Origin of the sequence: Massilia sp. HP4 (assembly GCF_005222695.1) — a bacterium.
In the GTDB taxonomy this organism is placed as follows: domain Bacteria; phylum Pseudomonadota; class Gammaproteobacteria; order Burkholderiales; family Burkholderiaceae_D; genus Telluria.
The window spans coordinates 1-24,828 of the sequence record NZ_STGG01000044.1 but is presented as its reverse complement, the minus strand read 5'-3'; the positions used below and the strand labels follow the sequence as shown (position 1 = coordinate 24,828).

At 65.4% G+C, this 24,828-nt stretch carries 24 protein-coding genes; 14 read left to right on the top strand and 10 right to left on the bottom strand.

What is annotated here, in order from left to right; all coding sequences use genetic code 11:
- Both E8M83_RS16905 and E8M83_RS16900 read right to left on the bottom strand, forming a co-directional pair.
- Positions 1–613 (bottom strand): IS1595 family transposase (locus tag E8M83_RS16905; RefSeq protein WP_137174519.1); only part of this gene is annotated, 613 nt, incomplete at its 3' end.
- Positions 614–712: 99 nt separating this feature from the next.
- Positions 713–2,005, bottom strand: coding sequence for an NCS2 family permease (locus tag E8M83_RS16900; RefSeq protein WP_137174518.1), 1,293 nt, complete (start codon positions 2,003–2,005; stop codon positions 713–715).
- 147 nt (positions 2,006–2,152) lie between these two features.
- Here E8M83_RS16900 and E8M83_RS16895 point away from each other — a divergent pair, with 147 nt between their 5' ends.
- Together E8M83_RS16895 and E8M83_RS16890 are read left to right on the top strand one after the other, a co-directional pair.
- On the top strand, positions 2,153–3,355 hold the full coding sequence (locus E8M83_RS16895; protein ID WP_137174517.1) for a hypothetical protein: 1,203 nt from the start codon (positions 2,153–2,155) through the stop codon (positions 3,353–3,355).
- Between the two features lie 379 nt (positions 3,356–3,734).
- Positions 3,735–4,910, top strand: coding sequence for a glycosyltransferase (locus E8M83_RS16890; protein ID WP_137174516.1), 1,176 nt, complete (start codon positions 3,735–3,737; stop codon positions 4,908–4,910).
- Between the two features lie 66 nt (positions 4,911–4,976).
- Here E8M83_RS16890 and E8M83_RS16885 read toward each other — a convergent pair whose 3' ends face one another.
- From E8M83_RS16885 to E8M83_RS16865, 5 genes are all read right to left on the bottom strand, one after another.
- Positions 4,977–6,551 carry an ATP-binding protein gene (locus E8M83_RS16885; RefSeq protein WP_229491609.1) on the bottom strand — a complete coding sequence of 525 codons (1,575 nt, stop codon included), beginning with the start codon at positions 6,549–6,551 and terminating at the stop codon, positions 4,977–4,979.
- A gap of 99 nt (positions 6,552–6,650) precedes the next feature.
- Positions 6,651–6,911: a hypothetical protein gene (locus E8M83_RS16880; RefSeq protein ID WP_137174514.1), complete on the bottom strand. Its 261-nt coding sequence runs from the start codon at positions 6,909–6,911 to the stop codon at positions 6,651–6,653.
- Positions 6,912–7,003: 92 nt separating this feature from the next.
- A complete protein-coding gene (locus E8M83_RS16875; RefSeq protein ID WP_137174513.1) occupies positions 7,004–7,273 on the bottom strand; it encodes a DUF5985 family protein in 270 nt (89 codons plus the stop codon).
- Between the two features lie 4 nt (positions 7,274–7,277).
- Complete coding sequence (locus E8M83_RS16870; protein ID WP_137174512.1) at positions 7,278–7,538, bottom strand: DUF5985 family protein; 261 nt, start codon at positions 7,536–7,538, stop codon at positions 7,278–7,280.
- A gap of 97 nt (positions 7,539–7,635) precedes the next feature.
- On the bottom strand, positions 7,636–7,974 hold the full coding sequence (locus tag E8M83_RS16865; RefSeq protein ID WP_229491608.1) for a hypothetical protein: 339 nt from the start codon (positions 7,972–7,974) through the stop codon (positions 7,636–7,638).
- Positions 7,975–8,206: 232 nt separating this feature from the next.
- Here E8M83_RS16865 and E8M83_RS16860 point away from each other — a divergent pair, with 232 nt between their 5' ends.
- From E8M83_RS16860 to E8M83_RS16850, 3 genes are all read left to right on the top strand, one after another.
- The gene (locus E8M83_RS16860; protein WP_137174510.1) at positions 8,207–8,995 is read left to right on the top strand and encodes a DNA/RNA non-specific endonuclease; all 789 of its coding nucleotides are present in this window, start codon (positions 8,207–8,209) and stop codon (positions 8,993–8,995) included.
- A gap of 9 nt (positions 8,996–9,004) precedes the next feature.
- Positions 9,005–9,268, top strand: coding sequence for a hypothetical protein (locus tag E8M83_RS16855; RefSeq protein WP_137174509.1), 264 nt, complete (start codon positions 9,005–9,007; stop codon positions 9,266–9,268).
- A 251-nt stretch (positions 9,269–9,519) separates the two neighbouring features.
- Positions 9,520–11,625: a hypothetical protein gene (locus tag E8M83_RS16850; protein WP_137174508.1), complete on the top strand. Its 2,106-nt coding sequence runs from the start codon at positions 9,520–9,522 to the stop codon at positions 11,623–11,625.
- Between the two features lie 124 nt (positions 11,626–11,749).
- Here the strand turns inward: E8M83_RS16850 and E8M83_RS16845 are convergent, their stop codons facing one another.
- From E8M83_RS16845 to E8M83_RS16835, 3 genes are all read right to left on the bottom strand, one after another.
- Complete coding sequence (locus E8M83_RS16845) at positions 11,750–14,620, bottom strand: pitrilysin family protein (RefSeq protein WP_137174507.1); 2,871 nt, start codon at positions 14,618–14,620, stop codon at positions 11,750–11,752.
- Between the two features lie 88 nt (positions 14,621–14,708).
- Complete coding sequence (locus E8M83_RS16840; protein ID WP_137174506.1) at positions 14,709–15,701, bottom strand: diguanylate cyclase; 993 nt, start codon at positions 15,699–15,701, stop codon at positions 14,709–14,711.
- Between the two features lie 146 nt (positions 15,702–15,847).
- Positions 15,848–16,801 carry a hypothetical protein gene (locus tag E8M83_RS16835; RefSeq protein ID WP_170976843.1) on the bottom strand — a complete coding sequence of 318 codons (954 nt, stop codon included), beginning with the start codon at positions 16,799–16,801 and terminating at the stop codon, positions 15,848–15,850.
- A gap of 172 nt (positions 16,802–16,973) precedes the next feature.
- On the opposite strand from E8M83_RS16835, the gene queE reads away from it, so the two are divergent.
- The 9 genes from queE (at position 16,974) to E8M83_RS16790 (ending at position 24,714) form a co-directional block, all read left to right on the top strand.
- A complete protein-coding gene (gene queE / locus E8M83_RS16830; protein WP_137174504.1) occupies positions 16,974–17,609 on the top strand; it encodes a 7-carboxy-7-deazaguanine synthase in 636 nt (211 codons plus the stop codon).
- Positions 17,610–17,627: 18 nt separating this feature from the next.
- On the top strand, positions 17,628–18,071 hold the full coding sequence (gene queD / locus E8M83_RS16825; protein WP_137174503.1) for a 6-carboxytetrahydropterin synthase QueD: 444 nt from the start codon (positions 17,628–17,630) through the stop codon (positions 18,069–18,071).
- Positions 18,068–18,613 carry a tRNA adenosine(34) deaminase TadA gene (gene tadA / locus E8M83_RS16820; protein ID WP_373995056.1) on the top strand — a complete coding sequence of 182 codons (546 nt, stop codon included), beginning with the start codon at positions 18,068–18,070 and terminating at the stop codon, positions 18,611–18,613. Before queD ends, tadA begins: the two co-directional genes overlap by 4 nt.
- A gap of 155 nt (positions 18,614–18,768) precedes the next feature.
- Positions 18,769–19,698, top strand: coding sequence for an alpha/beta hydrolase (locus E8M83_RS16815; RefSeq protein WP_137174502.1), 930 nt, complete (start codon positions 18,769–18,771; stop codon positions 19,696–19,698).
- The gene (gene ldcA, locus E8M83_RS16810; RefSeq protein WP_137174501.1) at positions 19,695–20,612 is read left to right on the top strand and encodes a muramoyltetrapeptide carboxypeptidase; all 918 of its coding nucleotides are present in this window, start codon (positions 19,695–19,697) and stop codon (positions 20,610–20,612) included. The genes E8M83_RS16815 and ldcA overlap by 4 nt, the downstream gene beginning before the upstream one ends.
- A 93-nt stretch (positions 20,613–20,705) precedes the next feature.
- Positions 20,706–22,304, top strand: a complete 1,599-nt coding sequence (locus tag E8M83_RS16805) for an ABC-F family ATPase (RefSeq protein WP_137174500.1) — start codon at positions 20,706–20,708, stop codon at positions 22,302–22,304.
- Between the two features lie 61 nt (positions 22,305–22,365).
- Positions 22,366–23,505 (top strand): quinolinate synthase NadA, encoded by a 1,140-nt coding sequence (gene nadA, locus E8M83_RS16800; RefSeq protein ID WP_137174499.1) that lies wholly within the window; start codon positions 22,366–22,368, stop codon positions 23,503–23,505.
- Complete coding sequence (gene nadC, locus E8M83_RS16795; RefSeq protein WP_137174498.1) at positions 23,502–24,365, top strand: carboxylating nicotinate-nucleotide diphosphorylase; 864 nt, start codon at positions 23,502–23,504, stop codon at positions 24,363–24,365. Before nadA ends, nadC begins: the two co-directional genes overlap by 4 nt.
- A 34-nt stretch (positions 24,366–24,399) precedes the next feature.
- Entirely contained in the window at positions 24,400–24,714 is a 315-nt protein-coding gene (locus E8M83_RS16790) for a hypothetical protein (RefSeq protein WP_137174497.1), read from the top strand.
- Positions 24,715–24,828 lie beyond the last annotated feature (114 nt).

Below are 24,828 nucleotides of genomic sequence, written 5' to 3'. Positions count from 1 at the left end.
CGCGGCCGGTGACGGCGTCGATGGTCTGCCCGCTACGGTCGCGTGCTACCAGGATGCAGTCGAGGTGGTGTGAGAGGCCGCGCAAGGCCGCCTTGCCGCCGCGCTTGCGCGGTTTGCGGTCGAGTTTGCGTGAACCCTTTTGCGATTCGAGCAGGAAGGTTTCGTCTGCTTCGACGATGCCGGTCAGCTGCCGCGGCCGGTCGTACTTGACCCAGTGAAGAAAACGGTGACGCCAGCGAAAGGTGGTGTTGCGGTGGACGCCGACCTGCCTGGCTGCGCTGCGCACCGTGCGCGAATCGAGTAGCGCGCCCAGATAATCAAGCCACTTGCCTTTGTGCCTGAGCCGCGCCAGTGGCGTGCCGGTCAGGTCGTTGAAGGTACGGCCGCATTGGCAGCAACGGAACCGTTGCAAGTCATTGGCCTGCCCATGGCGATGGCAGCGCTCGCAGGCACAATCCGGGCAGCGGCGGCCTGGCGCGCGAATCTCGGCGATGAGGGCGATTACGCGGTCGAGCCCGGCTGCCGGATGCAGGGCGGCGAGCACCTGCAACCGCTGTGGCTGGTTCAAGGACGGCAGTTGCGCGAACAGCTTCATGAACTTGGGCGCTTTCACGATCCCCTCCCATGATGGATACCAGGAGTGGGACCGCTGGGCAGCTCAACAGTTCAATACTCATCCATATTTAACGGTGACAGCGCCTTTTTGAATGCCTCAGGTACCCACGTAGACGATCTTGAAAGCGAACAGCGCCGCGATCACCCACACCACCGGCTTGACTTCGCGCGCGCGGCCGGTCAGCAGCTTGAGCACCGCATAACTGATGAAGCCGAAGGCGATGCCCTCGGCGATCGAATAGGTGAACGGCATGCCCAGCGCCGTGACGGCGGCCGGGATGCTCTCGGTACTGTCGCCCCATTCGACGTCGCCGAGGTCAGACAGCATCAGGCAAGCCACGAACAGCAGCGCCGGCGCGGTGGCGTAGGGCGGCACCACGGCCGCCAGCGGGGCGATGAACAGGCAGGCCAGGAACAGCGCCGCCACCGTCAGGGCCGTGAGGCCCGTGCGGCCGCCAGCCTGCACGCCGGACGCGCTTTCGAGATAGGCGGTGGTGCTCGAGGTGCCCAGCACGCTGCCGGCGACGATGGCGCCGCTGTCGGCCAGCAGCGCCTTGTTGAGCCTATCCATCTTGCCCTCGACCAGCAGGCCGGCGCGGCGCGCCACGCCCATCAGGGTGCCGGTGGCGTCGAACAGCTCGACCAGGAAGAACACCAGCACCACGTTCAGGATGCCGGCCGCCAGCGCGCCCGGGATATCGAGCTGGAACAGGGTCGGTTCGATCGACGGCGGCTTTGAAAACAGGCCCTGGTAGGTGTTCCCGCCAAAGAAGAAGCTGAGCACCGTGACCAGCACGATGCCGATCAGGATCGCGCCGCGCACGCGCAGGCGGTCGAGCGCGACGATGGCGAAGAAGCCGACGACGGCCATGATCGCCGCCGGCTGGTGCAGGTCGCCGGCCTTGACCAGGGTGGCCTCGTTGGCGACCACGATGCCGGCGTTCTTGAGGGCGATCAGGGCCAGGAACATGCCCAGGCCAACCGTGATCGCAACGCGCATCGAGCGCGGGATGCCGTCCACGATCATGGCGCGCAGGCCGACCATGGTGACCAGGATGAACAGGCAGCCCGAGATGAATACGGCGCCCAGCGCCGCCTGCCATGGGATGCCCATGCCGAGCACCACGGCGTAGGCGAAATAGGCGTTCAGGCCCATGCCGGGCGCCATCGCAATCGGGTAGTTGGCGTACAGGCCCATGATGGCGGTGCCGCCGGCAGCCACCAGGCAGGTGGCAACGAATACCGATTCCTTCGGCATGCCGGCGTCGCCCAGGATCGAGGGATTGACGAAGATGATGTAGACCATCGTCAGGAAGGTGGTCAGCCCGGCGATCATCTCGGTGCGGATGGTGGTGTTGTTCTCGCTGAGTTTGAAGATTTTTTCGAGCATCGAGGGCTTTCAGGGGGTGTTTTTTGCCCGAAGCATAACACCGGGGCCGGGCGCCTGCAGGGCCGCCGCGCCACGCGGGCCGCCATTGCCCGTGCGCGGTGTTACCATGCCGGCACGATCATCCATCTTTCAAGAATTTCTCACGATATGCCGAAGAACAAGCGCCCCGTACCCCGCACCTCGAACAATACGCGCGAACCCGACACCGATGCCCAGGCCCGGCTGATGGCCGATATGGCGCTCGAGATCGCCGAGCGCGAGGACGATGCGGCGCAGGGCGGCGAACAAGCGGAGGCCCTGGCCGGCCTGGTGCGCAAGGCCATCCGCAAGAAGCACGACGAGGTGCTGTACGAGGCGATCGAACTGGCGCGCTACACCGACCCGCTGGCCTGCCGCCTGCTGCGCGGGCGCATCGAAGAAGAAGCGGCCACCTTGCGCATCCGGCGCGACGATGGCCCCGAATACGAGATCGACGCCTTCCTGGTGCCGCTGTTCGTGCGCAGCCAGGGCGGCCTCGATGCGCGCGAGACCTTCCAGGACGAAGCGGCCTTCGAGGGGTTGGCGGCCAGCTTCCAGGCCCAGGGCCTTGACAGCAAGGGCGCGAAAGTGGTGCTGCTGCAGCATGCCTACGACCTGGCCGAAATCGACCATGTGGCCTACGGCACGCTGCACCAGATGCTGCGCGAGGCCGCCGCTTCGCTGCTGGACAAGAAGCTGCAGCCGGCGCCGGCCATCGAGGCCAGCATGCGCGGCTGGACCGGCGAACCGGTGGCGCCCGACGAGACCGCGCTCGAGCTGCGCTTCCTGCTCGGGTTTTCGCTCAAGCGCGCCGACGATCCGTTCTACCGGGTGCCGAACGACGAAGCGGCCAGCGACGCCTATTTCGCGGCCCGGATGGAACGCTACCGCGCCTGGACCGAGAGCGCTGCCCCGCTGGTGGCGCGCGTGCTGGCGCGCGACCCGGAACGCCTGGAGCTGAGCTTCCTGTACCAGGACCTGTTCTATGGCGCCAAGGAGCAGGGCGTGGCCGAACTGGCGACGCTGGGCGTGCTGGCCGAGGCCAAGCGCCTGCTGGCGGCCAAGGACCTGGCGCCGGACGCGGTGCACGCCGCGGTGGCGCCGCTCGACATGGGCGAACACATCGTCCTGCGCGCCAACCTGTATGCGCTCGACGGCGGCCTGCCGTGGGGCAGCGTCGAGAAGCCGGTCGACCTGGCCGCCGACCTGACCGCCGAAGTGGACGAATTATGCGACGCCCTGCTGTCGCTCGGCCTGGAGGGCGTGTCGGTTGCCGCTGGCTTCAGTGCGGACGGCCATGCGCAAGGCCCGGAACCCTACCATCCGGCATGATTGCAATCCCCCTCGGGTGGCCGGCATTGCTGGCCGCGAGGGCGGTAAACAGGCGGTTTCGGCCCAGGATTTCAGTGCACGGCGTCAAGTTTTTGCCGTTTTTTCGTAGTTGATCTTCCTGTATTGCTGTAGGACGCCCCTTACAGCGACTTGCCTGCCAGTCAGCCTGCCCCTATGAGGCTCAGCAATACGCAGCAATAATTTGTTACATCCGCTGCAACGTTGCCCTGCACAACTGAAAATATTAGGAAAATTGCATGATACGATTCCGGGGTCCGGCCTGGTTCCCGTGCTCCGCCACGGTCTTTTGAGAGAGAAGAACCGGCCCTGTTTGACCTTGCCAACAACTAGAGCGCCGCCAAGGCGAAAGGAAATCGACATGCCGACCCTGATCGTGTTTTGCCACCTCCGCTGGGACTTCGTCTTCCAGCGTCCCCAGCACCTGATGACCCGCCTGGCCGAACACTACAACATCCTCTTCATCGAAGAACCGATGCATACCGAGGGCGAGGCACGGCTGGAGAAAACCGAAGTCGCTCCGAACATCACCGTCTGCCGTCCGCATACGCCGATCCAGCAGTTCGGCTTCCACGACGACCAGTTGCCGACCCTGCAGACCCTGCTGGCCAAGCTGGTGCCCGCGGACGAAGCGCCGATCGTGTGGTTCTATACCCCGATGGCGCTGCCGCTGCTGCAGGTGTTCAAGCCGTCCAAGGTGGTCTATGACTGCATGGACGAACTGGCCATGTTCAAGAATGCGCCGAAGCAGCTGCTGCAACGCGAAAGCGCACTGCTGAACATCGCCGACGTCGTGTTCACCGGCGGCCCGAGCCTCTACCAGTCCAAGCGCGACCGCCACGCCAACGCCCACTGCTTCTCGAGCAGCGTCGACGCCAGGCACTTCCGCCAGGCCCTCGACCGCGACCTGTCGCATCCGGAGCAGGCCCACATCCCGCACCCGCGCCTGGGTTTCTACGGCGTGATCGACGAGCGCTTCGACGTCGACCTGGTCTCGAGCATGGCCGACGCCCATCCTGAATGGCAGATCGTGCTGGTCGGCCCGGTCGTCAAGATCGATCCGGCGACCCTGCCGAAGCAGCCGAACGTTCACTACATGGGCCAGCGCACCTATGACCAGCTGCCGAAGTTCCTGGCTGGCTGGGACGTCTGCCTGCTGCCGTTCGCGATGAACGATTCGACCAAGTTCATCAGCCCGACCAAGGTGCTCGAATACATGGCGGCCGAGCTGCCGTCGGTCTCGACCCCGATCACCGACGTGCGTGTGCCATATGGCGACGTGGTCGAAATCGCCGAATCGCACGCCGACTTCATCGCCGCCTGCGAACGCCAGCTGGCGCTGGGCGACGATGCACGCCAGGCCATGGCAAAGCGGATGCGCGAAGTGGTGGCCGGCACCTCGTGGGACCTGACCGCCAGCCGCATGCACGAGCTGATCGGCAGCGCCGTGCCGGGCAACAAGGTCGAGCGTTTCTTCGCTGCCGGCCAGGAAGCGGCGCATGTGCAGGAGACGCTGCCGGTGGCGCAAGTCGGCTGATCACCGGTTGATCCCGGCCTGAATGTGGGGTGGCCGGCTTTCCGCCCACCCCACGGGCAACCATCGTCAGCGTCGCACCCGCCTGAGCACGTCCTCGATCGCCTCGACCGTCGCCGGCTTGGTCAGGTGCTCGTCAAACCCCGCCGCCCTGGTCTTCGCGCGGTCCGCCTCGCCACCCCATCCCGTCAGCGCCACCAGCCGGATCCCGGCCAGCCGCGCATCCTGCCTGATCGCCGCCGCCACTTCGTAGCCCGACATGCCCGGCATGCCCAGGTCGAGGAACACGACGTCTGGCATCAGGCTCGGCAGCATGCGCAACGCCTGGCGGCCGTCGTTGGCGACGGGCGCGCGGTGGCCCATCATGTTCAGCAGCGCGGCCAGGGTCTCGGCCGCGTCGCGGTTGTCGTCCACCACCAGCACGCTGCGTCCCGGCACCGCGGCGTCCACTGCCTCGGCCGCTGGCGTATCCGCGCTCGACGCCGGCAAGGAGTCGGCCGCGAGAGGCAGGCGCACCGTGAACACGCTGCCGGCATTGGTGCCGGCGCTGGCGGCGCTCACGCTGCCGCCATGCAGCTCGACCAGGCTGCGCACCAGCGACAGGCCGATCCCGAGGCCGCCGGAGCCCGGCTGTTGGGCCTGGCCGACCTGGGTGAACATGCGAAACACCTCGTCCAGCGCCTCGGGCGCGATGCCGATGCCGTTGTCCGACACCGTCACTACCGCCTGGTCGCCATCGCGCGCGGCCGCCAGCGCGATGCTGCCGCCCTTGGGTGTGTAGCGCGCCGCATTATTGAGAAGATTGCTCACGACCTGGGTCAGGCGGGTCGGGTCGGCCCCGAGCACCAGGGCCTCGAGCGGCAGGCGCAGGTCGAAGCTGTGGCGCGCGGCCTCGATCAGCGGCATGCTGGTCTCGGCCGCAGCCGCCAGGATCGTCGCCAGGTCGACCCGCTCGCGGCGCAGCTCGACCTGGCCGCGCGTAATGCGGGCCACGTCGAGCAGGTCGTCGACCAGGCTCACCAGGTGGTCGAGCTGGCGCTCCATGATGTCGTGTACCCGGGTCACGGCTTCCATGTCGCCCGGCGAGCGGCGGATGAACTGCAGGCCGCTGCGGATCGGCGCCAGCGGATTGCGCAGCTCGTGCGCCAGCGTGGCCAGGAATTCGGTCTTGAGGCGGTTGGCCTCGGACAGGTCGGCCGCCATGCGGCGCAACTCGGCCTCGGCGCGGTGCCGTTCGAGCTGGCTGTTGAAGGCGTCGATGTAGAAGCGCGCCTTGGCACGCAGGATGGTGGGCGACAGCGGCTCGGTCAGCACCGCGATGGCGCCGGCCTCGTACAGCAGTTCCTGGGCGAAGGGCAGGGGTTGGGCCAGGCCGATCGCCACCACCGGGGTGCGGCTCGAGCGCTCGTTGGCGCGCACCGCGCGGATCGTCTCGATCATCGCTTGCTCATTGCCCGCGTAACCGACCAGGATCAGCGCGAAATCGCCCGCGCGGGCCTGGGCCAGGCCTTCGGCCGCCGACGAGGCCCGCACGATGACCTGGTCGAGTTCGCGCGATACCTGGTCGACGATCGGGTCGTCGATCGCGCGCTTGCAGATGAACAGAACGCTTCTCTGGCTGCCGCTGGCCGTGGTGTCAGTCAAGGTGTGGAATATCCGTCAACATGGTTATTTCGGCAATCTAAATGTGTCACGGAATCCTGTCAACGATTTTGCGCTTTCCTGGCGCGGCGGCGGGCAATATCAGGGCTTGTCAGGCACCTGCTGCGACGGCACCGGTGTCTTGAGCGACTCGGGAAGCGCGTCGGCGATGCCCTGCGATGGCGCCTGGCCGATGCGGCGCGCTTCGGCCGAATGCTGGTCGAGGCTGACTTCTTCGGCCACGTCGAAGCGGCCGTCTTCAAAGCCTTCGTCGCCCGGCAGCAGATTGTCGGACCGCTGGTCCTGGCCACCGGCGGGAACCGGGGCACCTTGCTTGCGGTCTGATTGTTCGGGAGTGCTCATGCCGACCTCCATGGATTGTTTGACGTGGCCCGATTATGGCGCAGCCCACCCGCGCCGGGCGCACGCCAAGCAGCCCGCCGCTTGGCGTGCGCTCACGGCCTGCGCTTCTTGCGCGGCAGGTTCTTTTCAAGGATCGCCCACAGGATCAGGCCATAGGCCAGCAGGCGAATCAGGTAGTGCAGCGGCGAATCCTCGCCGCCGCTGTCGCGCATCGCCGCATACACGCGGTGCAGCCCCTCGATCGCGAACGAGAGGGCGAAATACAGAAAGAAACGGTCGCCGCTGGCGCGCCAGAAGCGCAAGAAGAACAGGGCGATGATCAAGGAAGCCATGGCGATGGCGCCCGCCAGCAGATGGGTCATCGCCTCATTCCTTCTCGTAGATCAGGCCGTACAGCAGCAGCAGACAGGCCACCAGCGCGCTGGCGAGACGCCACGGCAGCAGGTCGACCTGGGTCGGGAACACGACCTTGTCCAGTAACAGCAAGAGGTTATTCAGGGTCATGCCCGTGAAGCAGGCGCCGCTCCAGAACAGGAGGCGGTAGCGCGTGCGCCGGTAGCTGGCAAGCAGCAGCACGGCGCAGGTCAGCGAGGTCAGCATGCAGAGGGTATAGATCACTTCGCCCATATCACAAGGTCCCGAAGGAAATGCTCATTATTCTTGTACGGCGCATGGCGCCCGCATGATTGTATTTACTTTACTGCATACAGCCTATCATCGCGCACTACCTTTCTTCGTCCTTGCGCAGGCGGAATGCGTCCGCGAACTGCTGGGCCTGGCGCTCGAGACTCGAATGGATCAGGTGGGTGACATCGACCAACTGTCTCGCATACAGCTCGGCAAGGCGGTCGATGCGATCGCGCAAGGCGACGTCGACCGGATCGTAGCGGTAGCAGTGCGCTGCGGGCGGATCGCCGGAACGGGCGATCCCCCCGGTGCACAGGTCTGCCAGCAGCTCGCTCGCGACCCGCTCTCGGATATACAGCCGGCTCGCCAGCATCGCGCTCTCCCACTGCTGGCTCGGATCGGCGCGCAGCAGCAACAAGGCTTCCAAAAAGGGCACGGAGGGGATGCTCGTCAGGACGAAACGGCGTAGATCCTCCGGAATCGGGGGGTGGGTCATTCGTGAGATGCTTGTTTCCCAAACGGAAAATCATATTGAGAAAGCGACAATTTTAAAACATTCCACGAGGAACTGCTCAGTCAATCGTGCGCACCCATTTATCCTGACTAAATATGCCCAGGAGTACATGCTCAGCTAAAATGCCCGGTCTTTTCACCATGGCGTTTCCATCATGCTTCGTTCCACCCTGGGTCGCATACTCGCCCGCATCGCCGTCGCCGGCGCCCTTTTTGCCGCCGGCGCGGTCCAGGCCGCCAGTTGCCCGGTCCACTACCTCGATGGCCGCGCGCCCGAGATCCGCAACCAGAAACTGGCCGCCGCTACCCGCGAACTGTGCTATGGCGTGTTCGGCGTCGTGCACTCGGGCGTGACCCGCACCCCGCTGTGGTCGGCCGAGCACGTACGCGCCGATAACCTCAAGCGGGCCCAGGGCCTGGACCGCGACGACAAATTCCACGCCGAGCAACGCCTGCCGCGCGGCCAGCGTGCCGAGCTGTCAGACTACGCGCGCAGCGGCTTCGACCGCGGCCACCTGGCGCCCAACGCCAATATGCCCGACCGCCGCACCCAGCGCGAGAGTTTTTCGCTGGCCAATATGGTGCCGCAAGACCGCGACCATAACCGCCACATCTGGGCCCCGATCGAAGGCGCCGTGCGCACCATGGCCAGGAAGGAAGGGGAGTTGTACGTGATTACCGGACCGGCCTTCCTGGGGTCCAGCCTCAAGAAGGTCGGCAATGTGATTGTGCCGAGCCATATGTACAAGGTGGTGTACAGTCCGCGCCAGAAGCTGGCGGCCGCCTGGTTCACCGAGAACCGCGCTGGTGCGCCGATCAATGTGGTACCGGTGGCCGAGCTGGAACGCATCGTCGGTATCGAGCTGTTGCCGTCGCTGTCGACCAGGGAAAAGGAACGCATGCTACGCCTGCCGAAGATCAAGCAGCGCAAGAACCGATCGTAAAGGAACATCATGAGCAAGAAGAAACCCGCCCCATTCACGCCTTTCGCCAATGAAGCCGACGTTGCCGGCATCGGCGACCTGATGCTGGAGAACCGCGTCGACCGCATCACCATTTCGGGCGACGTCGACCTGACGGCCGATGTGCCGGGCCTCGAGCGGGCGCGCCGCCTGCACGCGCTGCTGGGCGAGATCGTGGCCGCGCTCGAGGCGCGCGAGCTGCCGGACGAGCTGCCGCCACCCGCGGTCACGACTATCGATAATCCCTTCGACTGACTCCCGCCGCGCGGCTTCGATACCTCACCGGTCGGGCTCCCATGCCCGGCCTTTTTTTTATCCTGTCGTCCCCCGCCTACACAGCAATACAGCCTGTCTCCCACGCCCAGTTTCGTACTCCTCCGACAAGATTTTTCCAACGGTCAATGGTGCGCGAGCCCCAGCAGTATTGGAGTAATCTTGACAACAAAGCGCAATCGAGCGGCACCGTCGTCGCCAGCGCCAGTACCCCACTTTTCGGAGGAACGACCATGCAACATACACTTGTCGCGGTGTTCGACAACCGCACCGATGCGCAGAATGCGATGAACGAACTGCTGTCCTCGGGCTTTACCCGTACCGATGTCCGCCTGTCCAATGCCGACCCGACCGGCCAGACCGACAGCATCTCCGGCCATTCCGACCTCGATACCGAACGCAGCCCCGATGGCGATACCGGCATCACCGCCAGCATCAAGAACTTCTTCAGCGACCTGTTCGGTTCGGACAATGCCGAACACGTTAGTCGCTACGAGGGCGCCGTGACCCGTGGCCACCACGTGCTGACGCTGGTCGCCGACTCGCTGCCCGAGGTCGAGCGCGCCGCCGACATCGTCGAGCGCTACGGCCCGACCGATATCGACGAGAACGCTACCGGCACGCCAGACGTGGCGCTGGGCGGCATCAGCGCCGGCGCCATGCGCATGGGCAGCAATGCCGGCATGCAGCAATCGTCGTCGATGTCGGCCCAGTCCGGCTCGCTCGGCAATGCCCAGGCGGCCTCGACGCCGAAGCTCGACAATCCGGGCGACCGCGAACTGTTCCAGCAAGGTTCGGTGAACCAGGGCCAGACCGTGGGCGGCACCCACCAGGAATCGATGGGCAATAGCGGCCTGACCGCCACCGGCGGTACCTCGCTGCAAAGCTCGACCCTGCGCGACGACCCGATCCAGAATTCGCCGCTCGAAGGCAGCCAGCAAGGCGGCCTGGCGGCCGGCAGCGCGCAGCTGGACAACGACCGCATCGCCACCCAGGGCGCGAATCGCGGCTCGACCCCGTCGGCGGCCGGCGCCAGCCCGCTGGCCGGCAGCTCGCTCGGCGCGGCAGCAGCCGGCTCGTCGATCCAGGGTTCGGCCCTGGAAGGCTCGATCCGCAGCGATTCGCTGCAGCGCGATACGCAGGCCGGCCAGGCCGGTTCGCTGTCGGGCGGCAGCTCGAACCTGGACAAGCAGCGCAGCGGCGTGCGGATCTACTCGCGCGGCCAGTCCGGCCAGTCCAATCCGGCGCTGGGCCTGGGCGCCGGATCGGCCGCCTACGACGACGACGACAGCTATTACCGCAACCATTTCAACACCACCTACGGCGCCACCGGCGCGGCCTATGACGACTACCTGCCGGCCTATAGCTATGGCAGCGAAGCCGCCAGGAGCGGCCGCTACACCAACCGCGCCTGGGACGATATCGAGACCGACCTGCACAGCGACTGGGATAGCCGCCATGCCACCGGCAGCGAACCGTCGACCTGGGAAAAAATGAAGGCCGCGGTGCGCCACGGCTGGGAACGCATGACGCGCGACGATGACGACGACGTCTATCGCAGCCACTACGACAGCACCTATGCCTCCAGCGGCACCCGGTTCGAGGAGCTGAAACCGGCTTACTCCTACGGCAGCGAGATGCGCCGCAGCGAGCTGTATCGCGACAAGCCATGGGACGATGTCGAGGGTTCGCTGCGCACCGGCTGGGACAACCGCATCGACGGCACCCGCGACTTCAGCACCACCGGCAGCGACACCAGCGAGCCATCGGCCTGGGAACGCGTCAAGAACGCCGTGCGTCACGGCTGGGACCGCATGACCGACGACAACGACGACGACGTCTACTACCGCAACCACTGGGACTCGACCTATGGCGCGGCCGGCGGTTCGTACGACGAATATCGCCCGGCCTACAGCTACGGCTCGGAGATGGCGCGCAACGACCAGTACCGTGGCCGCAGCTGGGACGCGGTCGAGACCGACCTGCGCAGCGACTGGGACCGCCGGTATCCGGGCGATGGCGGTCCTTCGACCTGGGACAAGATGAAGTCCGCCGTGCGTCGCGGTTGGGATCGGATGACGGATGGCGATAACGACGCCTATTACCGCAATCACTGGAATTCGGTGTACGGCGCCACTGGCGGCGCCTACGACGAATACCGTCCGGCCTACAGCTACGGTTCCGAGATGGCGCTCAACGAGAAGTATCGCGGCCGTCCGTGGAACGATGTCGAGGGCGACCTGCGTAGCGACTGGGATACCCGTTATCCGGGCGAGCAGTCGACGTGGGAGAAGATGAAATCGGCCGTTCGTCACGGTTGGGATCGCATGATGCGATAAGGTCGTCAAAGCAAACTCCTTGAGTTGCGATAACTTCGCGCTCACGGAGTCGCATCAGGCACGTCGTTACTGCCACTGGCAGTAACGACTCCCCGCGCAGGCGGGAACAGCCTTTTGCAGCTGCTTATTTGGCAAACACCTCGGCCGCCGGCGTGATCGTCACCGCCTCCGGCTTGATACCCAACTTCATCGACCCGATCTGCTGGTCCTCGTCCAGCAAGGCCTGTGGCTTGTTGGCGTCGTACTTGATCGGCGAGAAGGCGTCGCTTACCAGCGCCTGCTTGAGACCGGCCGCGTCCTTGGTGATGATCACCACCGACAGGTTCCTGGCCGACAGGTGTCGCTTGATCGCCGCATTGACGTCGGCCGCGCTCAGCTTCGACAGCGCGTCGCGCATCATGGTCGTGAACTCCGGCGTGCCATACCACGCTGAATCGAGGGCATAGCCCAGCTGCTGGTCCTGGGTCGCGGTCATCACGAACACATTCTTCATCAGGTAATCGCGGGTAGTCTCGAAATCGGCCTGGTCAATGCCGCCGTCGACCATCTTGCCCAGCTCGTGCAGCGCCAGGCGCAGCGCGAAGTGGCCGTTCTGCGGCGCCACCGGACGGATCCAGACCTCGAACAGCTGCGCCTTGCGGCCCAGGTTCGGGTTCGGGAAGAACTGGAACATCCCGCGCGGGAACGCTTCGATATACGCGTAGTCGCCATAGTTCATGCCGCGCTCTTCGCGGATGCGCTGGTACAGGTGGGCGCTCGAGGAACGATGCTCGCCGAGCCAGGTCTTGGCCAGCCACAGGGCGGCGAAATCCGGGTGCTTGCGCGTCACTTCCAGCGGCAGGCCGAACGAGATGGCGGTGGCGCGGGTGTTCTTCTCGACGATCTCGACCTGCAGGCCGTTCGGCATGGCACCCTTCGGCACGCCCGTCGCCGGCAGGCCGGGCCCTTGGGGCAGGCGCGCCAGCTGGGCCTTGAGCGAGGCCGTCATCGCGGCCGACACATCGCCCGAGATGCCGACCTTCACGGCGCCGCGGGTATAGGCTTTGGCATAGAAGGCTTTCACGTCGTCGAGGGTGATGGCGTCGATGCCGGCCACGGTGCCCAGCACCGGGTGTCCGTAGCCGGTGCCGGCGAACACGCGCGCTTGTAGCCTCTCCTTGCCGAACTCCTCTTCGTTATTGTCCTTCAGGTCCAGCACCAGCGCATTACGCTGGGCGTCCTTCAGGCGGCGGAAGTCCTCCTCTCGGAAACCCGGCTCGGTCAACAGCGGCATGGCGATGCCGAGGAACTGGTCCCAGTTGTCCTTGTGGATGGCGCCGGTGAAGGTCGTCATCTCCTTGTCGGTCTGCTCGACAAAGCTGCCGGCGATCGGGAACAGCGCCTTGGTCACTTCGTCGATCTTGCGCTCGCGCGAACCGCTCGACGCCACCATCGATGCGGTCAGGGCGGCCAGGCCTTCCTTGCCCTTCGGATCGTGGCTCGAGCCCGCAGCGAACAGCAGCTTGAAGCGGATCTGCGGCAGGCTCGATTTCTGCACCAGCACGTCGAACGTGGCGTCGCTCGCTTGCGGGGCAAACGAGGCCAGCTTCGGCAACTGCTCGATGCCCTTCGGCAGCGCGTCGTGTGACAGGGTGGTGACCACCATGCTGTCGTCGACCAGGTATTTACGGGCCGCGGCCTGCAGGTCGGCCGGGGTGAGGCTGTCGATCGCCCGGTAGTAGCCGTTCAGGGTGCCGTAGGAGCGTTCGAAGTGCACGAACGACGCCAGGGTCGAGGCAATCGCCTCGGTGTTATCGAGCGAGCGGATCAGGCCATACTTCTGGGCCGACTTGGCAGCTTCCAGTTCCTGGCTGCCGACCGGTTCGTCGCGCAGCCTGGCGACCGTCTGCAGGATGGCGTCGCGCACCATCAGTGCATCAGCCGGGTTTTTCACTCGCGCGCCGATCGTGGCCAGGGTCGGGTCGACCCGGTTCGGGGTGAAGTCGAACAGCTGGTCGACCTTTTGCTGGTCCTGCACCAGGCGCTTGTAGAGCGGCGAGGTGCGGCCGAAACCCAGCGACAGCGCCATCGACAGCGCCGCCTGTTCCTTCTGCCGGGCGACGAAGCTCGGGGCGCGGTAGGCGACCGTCACCAGCGGCAGGGTCGGGGTCTGCCAGGCCACGTGGCGGTACTGGGCGCCGCGCGGCGCCGGTTCGACCGGCACATTCGACTTGAAGGTGCCGCGCCGCCAGGACGACCAGTATTTCTCGACCATGGCGATCGCCTTCGCCGGCTCGACGTCGCCGGCGATGATGATCGTGGTCTTTTCGGGGCGGTACCAGCGGTCGAAGAAGACCTTCGAATAATCGTACTGGTTGGGCATGTCCTCGATGTCCTTGAGGAAGCCCATCGTGGTGTGCTTGTAGGTGTGGGTGGTGTAGGCGGCGTCGCGCTGCACCTCGAACAGCTTCGACATCGGGTTCGCGCTGTTCTTGTTGTATTCGCCCAGCACGGCGCGCGATTCGGTCTTGAAGGCCTCGACCGGATACGACAGGTGCTGGAAGCGGTCCGCCTCGACCTTCAGCACCGTTTCCAGGTCCTCCTTGGCGAAGGTGGTGTAGTAGTTGGTGAGGTCGTCGCTGGTATACGCGTTCTGGCGCGCGCCGGCCTTCGTGATCACTTCCTGGTATTTTTGCGGCGGGTAGGTCGGCGTCCCGCGGAACATCATGTGCTCGAAGAAGTGGGCGAAGCCCGACTTGCCCGGCTCGACCTCGTTGCGCGAACCGGTCTGCACCGGGATGTGGACCGAGACCAGGTTCGGGAAGCCGGTCGGCACCACGATCACCTTGAGGCCGTTGGGCAGCAGCTTTTCGGTCGCCTTGAACGGGAGGACGTCGGCCGAAGCCGCCTTGGCCGCCGGGGCAGCGGCAGGGGCAGCGGCAGGGGCCGCGCTGGCCAGCAGCACGCCGGAAATCAATGTCGCGAGCGTGGTGCGCGACAGGGTCGAATAAAACACGATGTCTCCTTGGGAAATAGACAATCGCGAAGGATAGTCTATCCGCCAAGGAATGAACAGCCGTGGAAGTACGGGCGCTGGGGCGTGTTTACGCGGCTTCCGTCATCGGCAGGCTGATGCGGTTGCGGCCCAGGTGCTTGGCGCGGTACAGGGCGGCGTCGGCGATCGCGACCAGCTGGCTGGCGTGGTTGTCCGGACCGGCAATCGCCGTGGCGGCGCCGATCGACACCGTCACATGGCCGGCGGCGAAGCGGCACGGCAGTTGCAGCTGCTCGACCCGGCAGCGGATGCGCTCGGCCACGATGGCCGCGCCTTTTAGCGACTGGTTGGGCAGGATCACGGCGAACTCCTCGCCGCCGTAGCGCGCCACCAGGTCGTTGGCGCGCATCTCGCTGGCCACGGCGCGCGCCACCCTTTTCAGGCATTCATCGCCGCCCAGGTGGCCGTGGGCGTCGTTATAGGCCTTGAAGTTGTCGACGTCGACCATCAGGAGCGACAGCGGCTGCATCTGGCGCAGCGCGCGGTTCCATTCCGCATGCAGGGTATCGTCGAAGCAGCGCCGGTTGGCCAGGCCCGTCAGGCCATCGCGCGTGGCCAGCTGCTCGAGCGCGATCTGGGCCATTTTTTCGTCGGTCAGGTCGCGCAGGGTTTCCACGACCGCCGACAGCCGTCCTTGCGCATTGAAGATCGGGCTGGCGTCGGCCGCCAGGTAGCGCCGCCGGCCGGCGCGCGGCATATCGCACCAGCTCTCGATCGACAGGGCCAGGGGGCTGAGGGCGTCGGCATCGGCGGTCAAGCCGCGCGGCCGCGCTGGGCGGGGCTCGTCGCGCCGGCCCTTGAGCACCATATCGGCCAGGGTAGGGCGCTGGACTTCATAGAAGCTGCGCCAATGGTCGCCCGTGCCGAGCACTTCCGGCGCAGGCACCCCGGTGAGCTGTTCGCAGGCACGGTTCCAGATCATGACGCGGGCATCGGTGTCGAGCACGAACACCGGCACCGACAGGCTTTCCATTAGCTGACCCACGAAGGCGACGTCCTGGACCAGGGCTGTCGGGGCTGTGCCGGTGCTGGGTGAGCTCATGAGCCGTCCTCTGCGTGTGCTTGCGTTATCGGGTAGCGACAAGCGGTGGCTTGCCGCTAGGGACCGATTCTGCTGCCTGCGCAGGTTCGAGCCATTGATTTTCAGCAAGGACAATGGCGAGGTGGAATTTCGCAACGGTCGGGCTGCTATGCGGCCTCCGCCATGATCCTGGGCGTGCCGGGCGGGCAGGCGCCGACCGGCACCGACAGCAACCAGCGCACGCGCCGTTCGGCGGTGGCGACCATGCGCAGCACGCCGCCCATGGCGCGGATCTGGTCGACCAGCTCGACCGGCAAGGCGGACATGTCGTCCACGGTGCAGGCGCAGCCGTCGATCTCCAGTCCGAGCGTGCCGGCGCCTTCGAGCAGGCGTACGTGCAGTTCACGCTCCTGTTCGTCGCCAATCTTGCGCGCGGCGCCGGCCAGCACGTCCTGCAGCACCCGGAACACGGCCAGGCGCGCCGCGCGGTCGTGGCCGGCGCGCGCGCCGGGATCGATCCCGGCCTCGAAGCGGTAGCGCAGGCCATGGCGGTCGGCATGCTCGGCCAGGCAACGCTCCAGCGCCTGGCGCAGGCCATCGGCCGGATTGGCGCCACGCAGGCCGCCGGCGACGGCGCGCACCGCATCGATCGCACCGTCGATATTGCGCAGCGCGCAGTCGAGCCTGGCGGCGAGGGCGGGCGCGGCCTCGGTACCCTCGTGCAGGCTCGCCATCTCATTGCGCAAACTCAATAGCCGGCGGCCCAGTTCGGCCTGCAGCTCATAGCCGATCCGGGTCCGCTCGCCTTCACGCACGCCTTCGTGCTGGCGCACCAGGCGGCACAGGACGTCGTGGTTGTCGGCCAGCGACTGGTCGGACTGGCGGCGCGCCTCGCGTTCGGCCGCCAGTTGATGCTGCAGGGCGAGGGCGCGCTCGTCGTGCGCCACGCTGCGGCGCAGGCCGATATACGCCAGCGCCAGGGCGGCCAGCGTAACCATCGCGCAGGCCAGCACCTCGGGCGGCGCGCCGCGCAAGGGGAGCGGCACCATTACATGGGCCTGGCTTGCCTCGGCATGGACAAGCACGGGCAGGACAACTAGGAAAAACGAAGATTTCGTCATGGCAGCCCTCATACGCGATTCAGAATGTTCCGTAGGACATTACCGCCCAGTCACTGTAGGAATATTGTCTATTCTCAAGCAGCCGCCATGCCGGACAGTTTGTGGAACGGCCACAACCTTCGGCGAGGTGGGTTCCGGCGCGCTATAATGGAAGGTTGACGAGAGGCTTAACGTGACTTACAGCATCAAAGAGATCTTCTATACCTTGCAGGGCGAGGGCGCCCATGCGGGCCGGCCGGCCGTGTTCTGCCGCTTTTCGGGCTGCAACCTGTGGACCGGGCGCGAAGCCGACCGCCTGAGCTCCGTCTGCCAGTTCTGCGACACCGATTTCGTCGGCACCGACGGCGAGCGTGGCGGCAAGTTCAAGGAAGCCGACTTGCTGGCGGCCGAGATCGACAGCCTGTGGCCGACCAGCTATCCGGCCAGTAAATATGTCGTATTCACCGGCGGCGAACCGTTGCTCCAGCTCGACCGTCCGCTGATCGACGCCATGCATGCGCGCGGCTTCACCATCGCGATCGAGACCAATGGCACCCTGCCGGTGCCAGAAGGCGTGGACTGGATCTGCGTCAGCCCAAAGATGGGTTCGACGCTGGTCGTCCATCAGGGCAGCGAGATCAAGGTGGTCATCCCGCAGCTCGGGCAAGACCTGGCCGCCTATGAAGCGCTCGATTTCGAGCACTATTTTGTGCAAGCCATGGACGGCCCGCTGGCGGCGCAGAATATCCGCCTGGCGATCGAGACCTGCCGCGCCAACCCGAAGTGGAAGCTCAGCCTCCAGACCCATAAACTCCTTCAGATTCCTTAACAGGATCCACACGCAGCAATGTTGACCATTACCCGCAAGCTCGAGTTCGATGCCGGACACCGGATTCCCGACCACAAGAGCCAGTGCCGCAACCTGCACGGGCACCGCTATACCCTTGAGATTACTCTGACAGGAGAGGTGATCGATTCCGATGGCAATTCCGACAACGGCATGATCATGGACTTCTCGGACGTCAAGGCGCTGGCAAAACAGCATCTGGTCGACGTGTGGGATCACGCCTTCCTGGTGTACGAAAAGGATGACAAGGTATTGGCTTTCCTGTCGTCGCTGCCCGACCACAAGACGGTCGTGATCGACCGTATCCCAACCGTCGAGAACCTGGCCAGGGTGGCGTTCGACATCCTCAAGGCGGTGTTCATCGACCGCTACGGCACCGGCCTGCGCCTGCACAAGCTGGTGCTGCACGAGACCCCGAACTGCTGGGCCGAGATCACGGAATGATGCCGGATCCGACGTCTGCAGCGGTCCCTGCGCCCGATACCGTCGTCGAGGTCGCGCTGCAGGCCGATCCGCAGGCCGAGGCCTATATGGCGCTCGCCCTGGCCCAGGCGCAATTGGCGTGGGACCGGGGCGAGGTACCGGTGGGTGCGGTCGTGGTCAAGGATGGCGAGGTCATCGCGACCGGCTTCAACCAGCCGATCAGCGGCCATGACCCGACCGCCCACGCCGAGATCGTGGCCTTGCGCGCGGCCGCCGAAAAGCTGGGCAATTACCGCTTGCCGGGTTGCGAGCTATACGTCACGCTGGAGCCCTGCATCATGTGCTCGGGGGCGATGATGCATGCGCGCCTGGCCAAGGTGGTGTACGCCGCCACCGATCCCAAGACCGGCGCCTGCGGCTCGGTCGTGAACCTGTTCGACGAACAGAAGCTGAACCACCATACCCAGGTGGTCGGCGGCGTCATGGCGCCCGAAGCGAGCGCCATGCTCAAGGCATTTTTTGTCGAGCGCAGGAGCGCGGCGCGCAAGCCGGCGGCTGGCTAGCCACAGTCCTTCAGGCGGGACACCATGCGCGCCATTAAAGTGTTATGCTGATTTCAAGTCGCTGCCTTGGCGCGGCCGTCCTGCCATAGGAACTGAATCGAGAAACAGCATCGGCGCCGATCCGGCGCCACACTACGCGCTCCAGACTCGCCGTCATGCCTACCCTCAACGCCAACGGACTGCGCATCGCCTTCGACACCGCGGGCGACCCGAAAGCCGCGCCGCTCCTGCTCATCCACGGCCTCGGCATGCAGCTCACCGACTGGCCCGACGAAGTCGTCGAAGGCCTGGTCGAACTCGGCTTCTACGTCATCCGCTTCGACCACCGCGACAGCGGCCTGTCGACCAAGTTCGACCACGCCGGCGCACCCAGCCTGACATTGGCGCGGCTCAAGGCTGCCGTCGGCTGGCCGCTGCGCACCCCCTATGGCATCGACGATATGGCGGCCGACGCGCTCGGCGTGCTGTCGGCGCTGGGCGTTGCCCGGGCCCACCTGGTCGGCGTCTCGGCGCTCGGCGGGCTCGTCGCCCAGCACCTGGCCATCCGCGATCCGCAACGGGTATTGAGCCTGACCGCCGTCATGGCCACCAGCGGCCGGCGCGGCCTGCCAGGGCCGTGCGCCAGGGTGCGCAAGGCCCTGGCCAGCCATCCCGCCGATCCAGCCAGGCTCGATAGCGTGATCGACCATGCCGTCGGCCTGCTGCGCGAGCTGGGCAGTCCCTCGTATCCGACGCCCGACAAGCAGTTGCGCAAGCGGGTCACGCGCTCCATGCGGCGTTGCTATTGCCCCAGCGGCAGTGCGCGGCAGATGCTGGCGCTGCTGGCCGCCGGCGACCGCAGCGCGCACTTGCCCGCGATCACGGCGCCAACCCTCGTCATCCATGGCGCCGCCGACTCGTTGCTGCCCATGGCTTGCGGGCAGGATATCGCCGGCCATATTACCGGCGCGCGCCTGGAAATCATCGAGGGCATGGGCCACGACTTGCCGCCGCAACTGGTCGAGCGCATCCTTGCCTTGATCGACTCCCATGCGCGGGGTAAGATGTTGCCAAATTCCACACCCCGGCTCTTCGTCAAACAGTGACCATTTCCCGACTCGGCATCGCCATCGTGGCGCCCGCCGGCTGTATTTCCGACCCATCGGCGCTCGAGCGTGCCATCACACGCTTCGAGGAGCAGGGCTTCCTGGTACGTAGTTACTACGATCACAGCTGCACCCACCAGCGCTTTGGCGGCACCGATACCGCCCGGCTCGAGCAGTTGCATGCCGCGGCGGCCGATCCGGATGTGCACCTGATTGTCGCGCTGCGCGGCGGCTACGGCCTGAGCCGGCTGCTGCCAGCCATCGATTTCGAGGCGATCGCCGCCAGCGGCAAGATCGTGGTCGGCTTTTCCGATGTGACGGCACTGCACATGGGCCTGATGGCGAAGGCGGGCGGCCTGAGCTACGCCGGACCGATGGTGGCGGGCGATTTCGGCGCCATCGACCAGGTGGCGTTCACGCTCGACGATTTCTGGGCCTGCCTGGCCGGCCCCACCCACACGATCGCGGAGCGCGCCGCCGGCAATCCAGCGCTCGACCTGCGCGGCACCGTCTGGGGCGGCAACCTGGCCATGATCTCCTCGCTGGTTGGCACGCCATACTTTCCGCGTATCGACGGCGGCATCCTGTGGCTGGAAGACATCGGCGAACACCCGTACCGGGTAGAACGCATGCTGCTGCAGCTTCTGCAGTCCGGCGTGCTGGAGCGCCAGCAGGCCGTGGTGCTGGGCGATTTCTCGGGCTACCGCCTGGGCCCGCTCGACAACGGTTATGACTTCGACACCATGCTGGCCTACCTGCGCCAGAGCTTGCCGCTGCCGATCCTGACGGGCCTGTCCTTCGGCCACATCGACCGCCGCGTCACCATTCCGTTCGGCGCCCAGGGGCACCTGGTGTCCGGCGCCGACGGCTTCACCTTGACCTTGTCCGACTATCCGACCCTGCGCCGCGCCTGAGGCATCGCTGTCGGGAATCCATGCCCATTCGCCGCCTGCGACGTGGAATGGTAAAATAGCCGGTTAATCAAATATGCTTTTTGGGGTAATACAGTGCTATCCACAGCCAATATCACGATGCAATTCGGCGCCAAGCCGCTGTTCGAGAACATTTCCGTCAAATTTGGCGAAGGCAACCGCTATGGCCTGATCGGCGCCAACGGCTGCGGCAAGTCGACCTTCATGAAGATCCTGGGCGGCGACCTCGAACCGTCTGCCGGCAACGTCAGCCTCGATCCGGGTGAGCGCCTGGGTAAACTGCGCCAGGACCAGTTCGCGTATGAAGACGTGCGCGTGCTGGACGTCGTCATGATGGGCCACACCGAACTGTGGAACGCGATCGCCGAACGCGATGCGATCTACGCCAATCCGGAAGCGACCGACGACGATTACATGAAAGCCGCCGAGCTCGAAGGCAAAGTCGCCGAATACGACGGCTATTCGGCCGAGGCGCGCGCCGGCGAACTGCTGCTGGGCCTGGAAATCGGCACCGACCTGCACCAGGGTCCGATGAGCGCCGTGGCGCCGGGCTGGAAGCTGCGCGTGCTGCTGGCCCAGGCCCTGTTCTCGAATCCAGACATCCTGCTGCTCGACGAACCGACCAATAACCTGGACATCAACACGATCCGCTGGCTCGAGAATATGCTCAACGAGCGTAACTCCACCATGATCATCATTTCCCACGATCGCCACTTCCTGAACCAGGTGTGCACCCACGTGGCCGACATGGACTACGGCACGCTGAAGGTCTATCCGGGCAACTACGACGACTATATGCTGGCCTCGACCCAGGCCCGCAACCAGCAGCTGGCGAACAACGCCAAGGCCAAGGAAAAAGTCGCCGAACTGCAGGACTTCGTGCGCCGCTTCTCGGCCAACAAGTCCAAGGCACGCCAGGCGACCTCGCGCGCCAAGCAGATCGACAAGATCAAGATCGAAGAGTTCAAACCCTCCTCGCGCGCCTATCCCTTCGTGCGCTTCGAGGGCGAGAAGAAGCTGCACCGCCTGGCGGTGGAAGCCGAGAACATCTCGAAAGCCTACGATCGCCAGCTGTTCAAGAATTTCTCGATCATGGTCGAGGCGGGCGAGCGCATCGCCATCATCGGCGCCAACGGCGCGGGTAAAACCACGTTGCTGCGCACGATTGGCGGCGACCTGTGCGGCCTTCAGCCGGACAGCGGCCGCGTGAAGTGGGCCGAGAACGCCAATCCGGGCTATATGCCGCAGGATCCGACCGAGGAATTCGCCAGCGGCGAGACGCTCACCGACTGGATGGGCCGCTGGACGCAAGAGGGCGACGACGACCAGGCCGTGCGTTCGATCCTGGGCCGCCTGCTGTTCGGCGGCGACGAAGTCAAGAAGTCGGTCAAGGTGCTGTCGGGTGGCGAAAAGGGCCGCATGATGTACGGCAAGCTCATGCTGGGCCGTCACAATGTGATGCTGCTCGACGAGCCGACCAACCACATGGACATGGAATCGATCGAGTCGCTCAACATCGCGCTCGACAAGTACGCCGGCACCCTGATCTTCGTGTCGCACGACCGTGAGTTCGTGTCTTCGCTGGCCACCCGCGTGATCGAGATCCGCGAGAACGACGTGGTCGATTTCCAGGGCAACTACGAAGAATACCTGCGCAGCCAGGGCATCGACTGACCGGTCGAATGAGTTGATTCGGCGGGGCACGGGCCCCGCCAGCGCGAGGAGACACGCGAGCATGAACGCAGTAACCGTACCGATCAAGACCTATGAATACGACCGGCCCCAGGCCGGCCTGGCCTGCACCGCCGAGGCCTGGGCGAAAGTCCCGGGCGCGCTCCAGAATGCCGAGCGCGCCGAACTGAAGGACCGCATCCGGCGCCTGTTGAAAGAGAAGGGCGCCGTGCTGGTGGCCCACTACTATGTAGACGCCGACCTGCAAGACCTGGCCGAGGAAACCGGCGGCTGCGTCTCGGATTCGCTCGAGATGGCGCGCTTCGGCCGCGACCACGCGGCCCAGACCCTGGTGGTGGCCGGCGTGCGCTTCATGGGCGAGACCGCCAAGATCCTCAGCCCCGAGAAAACCATCCTGATGCCCGACCTCGACGCGACCTGTTCGCTCGACCTGGGCTGCCCGGCCGACGAATTCGCCGCCTTCTGCGACCAGCATCCGGACCGCACCGTGGTGGTGTATGCCAATACCAGCGCCGCCGTGAAGGCGCGCGCCGACTGGATGGTGACCTCGTCGATCGGCCTGGACATCGTGGCCGAGCTGCACGCCCAGGGCAAGAAGATCCTGTGGGCGCCCGACCGCCACCTGGGTTCCTACATCCAGGCCAAGACCGGCGCCGACATGCTGCTGTGGCAGGGCTCCTGCCTGGTGCATGACGAATTCAAGGGCATCGAGCTCGACCTGCTCAAGGCCGAATACCCGAATGCGAAAGTGCTGGTGCACCCGGAGTCGCCGGCCAACGTCGTGGCCCAGGCCGACGCGGTGGGCTCGACCACCCAGCTGATCAACGCGGCCCAGACCATGGACGCGACCCACTTCATCGTCGCGACCGACAACGGCATCCTGCACAAGATGAAGATGGCGGCGCCCGGTAAAACCTTCATCGAGGCGCCGACCGCCGGCAACAGCGCGACCTGCAAGAGCTGCGCGCATTGCCCGTGGATGGCGATGAACGGCTTGCGCAACTTGGCCGAGGTGCTCGAATCCGGCGCCAACCAGGTGCATGTCGATCCAGCTATCGGCCTGCAGGCCAAGCGCTCGATCGACCGCATGCTCGATTTCGCAGCCGCCAGGCGCGCCAAGGCGCTGCCGACCGGCAAACTGGAAAACAATGCCCCGATGTTCTCGGGAGTAGGACCGGCATGACCACATTGAAGAACCCCCACGCCCACTTCGACGACAAGCTGCAGGCATCCTTCGAGCAGAACATCCTGGCCGCGTTGCTGGAAGACGTCGGCACCGGCGACCTGACCGGCATGCTGGTGCCGGACGACACCCGTGTCACGGCCCGCGTGATCGTGCGCGAAGCGGCGGTGCTGTGCGGCGCGCCCTGGTTCGAAGGGCTGATGCTGGCCGTCGACCAGGACACCGAGATCGAGTGGCACTATGCCGAGGGCGACCTGATGACGGCCGATTCGGCCGTGTGCACCATTCGCGCCAATCCGCGTTCGCTGCTCACCGCCGAACGGGGCGCGTTGAACTTCATGCAGCTGCTGTCGGGCGTGGCCACGGCCACCCGGCGCTACGTCGACGTCATCGCCGGCACCAGGGCCGCAATCCTCGACACCCGCAAGACCTTGCCCGGCCTGCGGCTGGCGCAAAAATATGCGGTGCGCGTCGGCGGCGGCAAGAACCAGCGCATGGCGCTGTATGACGGCATCCTGATCAAGGAAAACCATATCGCGGCGGCTGGTGGCGTGTCGGCCGCACTGAAGGCAGCGGCGGATCTCAATTCCGGCGCCCCGGTGCAGATCGAGGTCGAGACCATCGCCCAGCTCGAAGAAGCCTTGAATGCCGGCGTCAAGTCGGTCTTGCTCGACAACTTCGACTTGCAAGGCATGGTGGAGGCGGTAAAGCTCAATGCCGGCCGCGCGCTGCTCGAAGCGTCGGGCGGCATCAGTATTGACACCGTGCGTGCGATCGCCGAAACCGGTGTCGACCGCATTTCGATCGGCAGCCTGACCAAGGACGTTCGGGCCACCGATTACTCGCTGCGTATTATTTGATCAACTCGATTTGACTCATTTCTACAGGATCTTCATGACGACTTCCGACAAGTTGAAACGTTCGCTCGGCTTTCGCTTGTTCTGGCTCGGTTTCGGCCTGCTGCTGGGCGTGCCCCAGCTCCTCGACGGCATCATGTACGGCCTGAAGGGCGAACTGTTCTTCGGCATCGGCATGCTGCTGGTGGGTATTCGGGGCTTCTTGCGCCCGGTGGTGCTGGGCCGCGCGATGGCGCTCAAGCGCGACAACTCGGCCGAGGCATCCTCGATCGGCTCGACCGGCTTGCACGGCCTGCTGTCGATCGGCATGGCGGCCAGCCTGATCGCCGGACTGGCGATCAAGCTCGGGTAGATACCGTCTCTCCCGTCAAGTCCTACATTGCATAATTTTCGTTGTATGGCTTGCGGGAGTTGATGACTCCGAAGCACAAGTGAGCCAGCTTGCGCATGCAGGCTCCAATCACGG

Coding starts and splice junctions, on each gene's coding strand:
- E8M83_RS16790 (WP_137174497.1), top strand. CDS start 24,400: ATGACGACTTCCGACAAGTTGAAACGTTCGCTCGGCTTTCGCTTGTTC.
- E8M83_RS16860 (WP_137174510.1), top strand. CDS start 8,207: ATGCTTCGTTCCACCCTGGGTCGCATACTCGCCCGCATCGCCGTCGCC.
- E8M83_RS16815 (WP_137174502.1), top strand. CDS start 18,769: ATGCCTACCCTCAACGCCAACGGACTGCGCATCGCCTTCGACACCGCG.
- E8M83_RS16895 (WP_137174517.1), top strand. CDS start 2,153: ATGCCGAAGAACAAGCGCCCCGTACCCCGCACCTCGAACAATACGCGC.
- nadC (WP_137174498.1), top strand. CDS start 23,502: ATGACCACATTGAAGAACCCCCACGCCCACTTCGACGACAAGCTGCAG.
- queD (WP_137174503.1), top strand. CDS start 17,628: ATGTTGACCATTACCCGCAAGCTCGAGTTCGATGCCGGACACCGGATT.
- E8M83_RS16855 (WP_137174509.1), top strand. CDS start 9,005: ATGAGCAAGAAGAAACCCGCCCCATTCACGCCTTTCGCCAATGAAGCC.
- E8M83_RS16890 (WP_137174516.1), top strand. CDS start 3,735: ATGCCGACCCTGATCGTGTTTTGCCACCTCCGCTGGGACTTCGTCTTC.
- E8M83_RS16875 (WP_137174513.1), bottom strand. CDS start 7,273: ATGACCCATCTGCTGGCGGGCGCCATCGCCATGGCTTCCTTGATCATC.
- nadA (WP_137174499.1), top strand. CDS start 22,366: ATGAACGCAGTAACCGTACCGATCAAGACCTATGAATACGACCGGCCC.
- E8M83_RS16835 (WP_170976843.1), bottom strand. CDS start 16,801: ATGACGAAATCTTCGTTTTTCCTAGTTGTCCTGCCCGTGCTTGTCCAT.
- E8M83_RS16840 (WP_137174506.1), bottom strand. CDS start 15,701: ATGAGCTCACCCAGCACCGGCACAGCCCCGACAGCCCTGGTCCAGGAC.
- E8M83_RS16900 (WP_137174518.1), bottom strand. CDS start 2,005: ATGCTCGAAAAAATCTTCAAACTCAGCGAGAACAACACCACCATCCGC.
- E8M83_RS16850 (WP_137174508.1), top strand. CDS start 9,520: ATGCAACATACACTTGTCGCGGTGTTCGACAACCGCACCGATGCGCAG.
- tadA (WP_373995056.1), top strand. CDS start 18,068: ATGATGCCGGATCCGACGTCTGCAGCGGTCCCTGCGCCCGATACCGTC.
- E8M83_RS16880 (WP_137174514.1), bottom strand. CDS start 6,911: ATGAGCACTCCCGAACAATCAGACCGCAAGCAAGGTGCCCCGGTTCCC.
- E8M83_RS16870 (WP_137174512.1), bottom strand. CDS start 7,538: ATGGGCGAAGTGATCTATACCCTCTGCATGCTGACCTCGCTGACCTGC.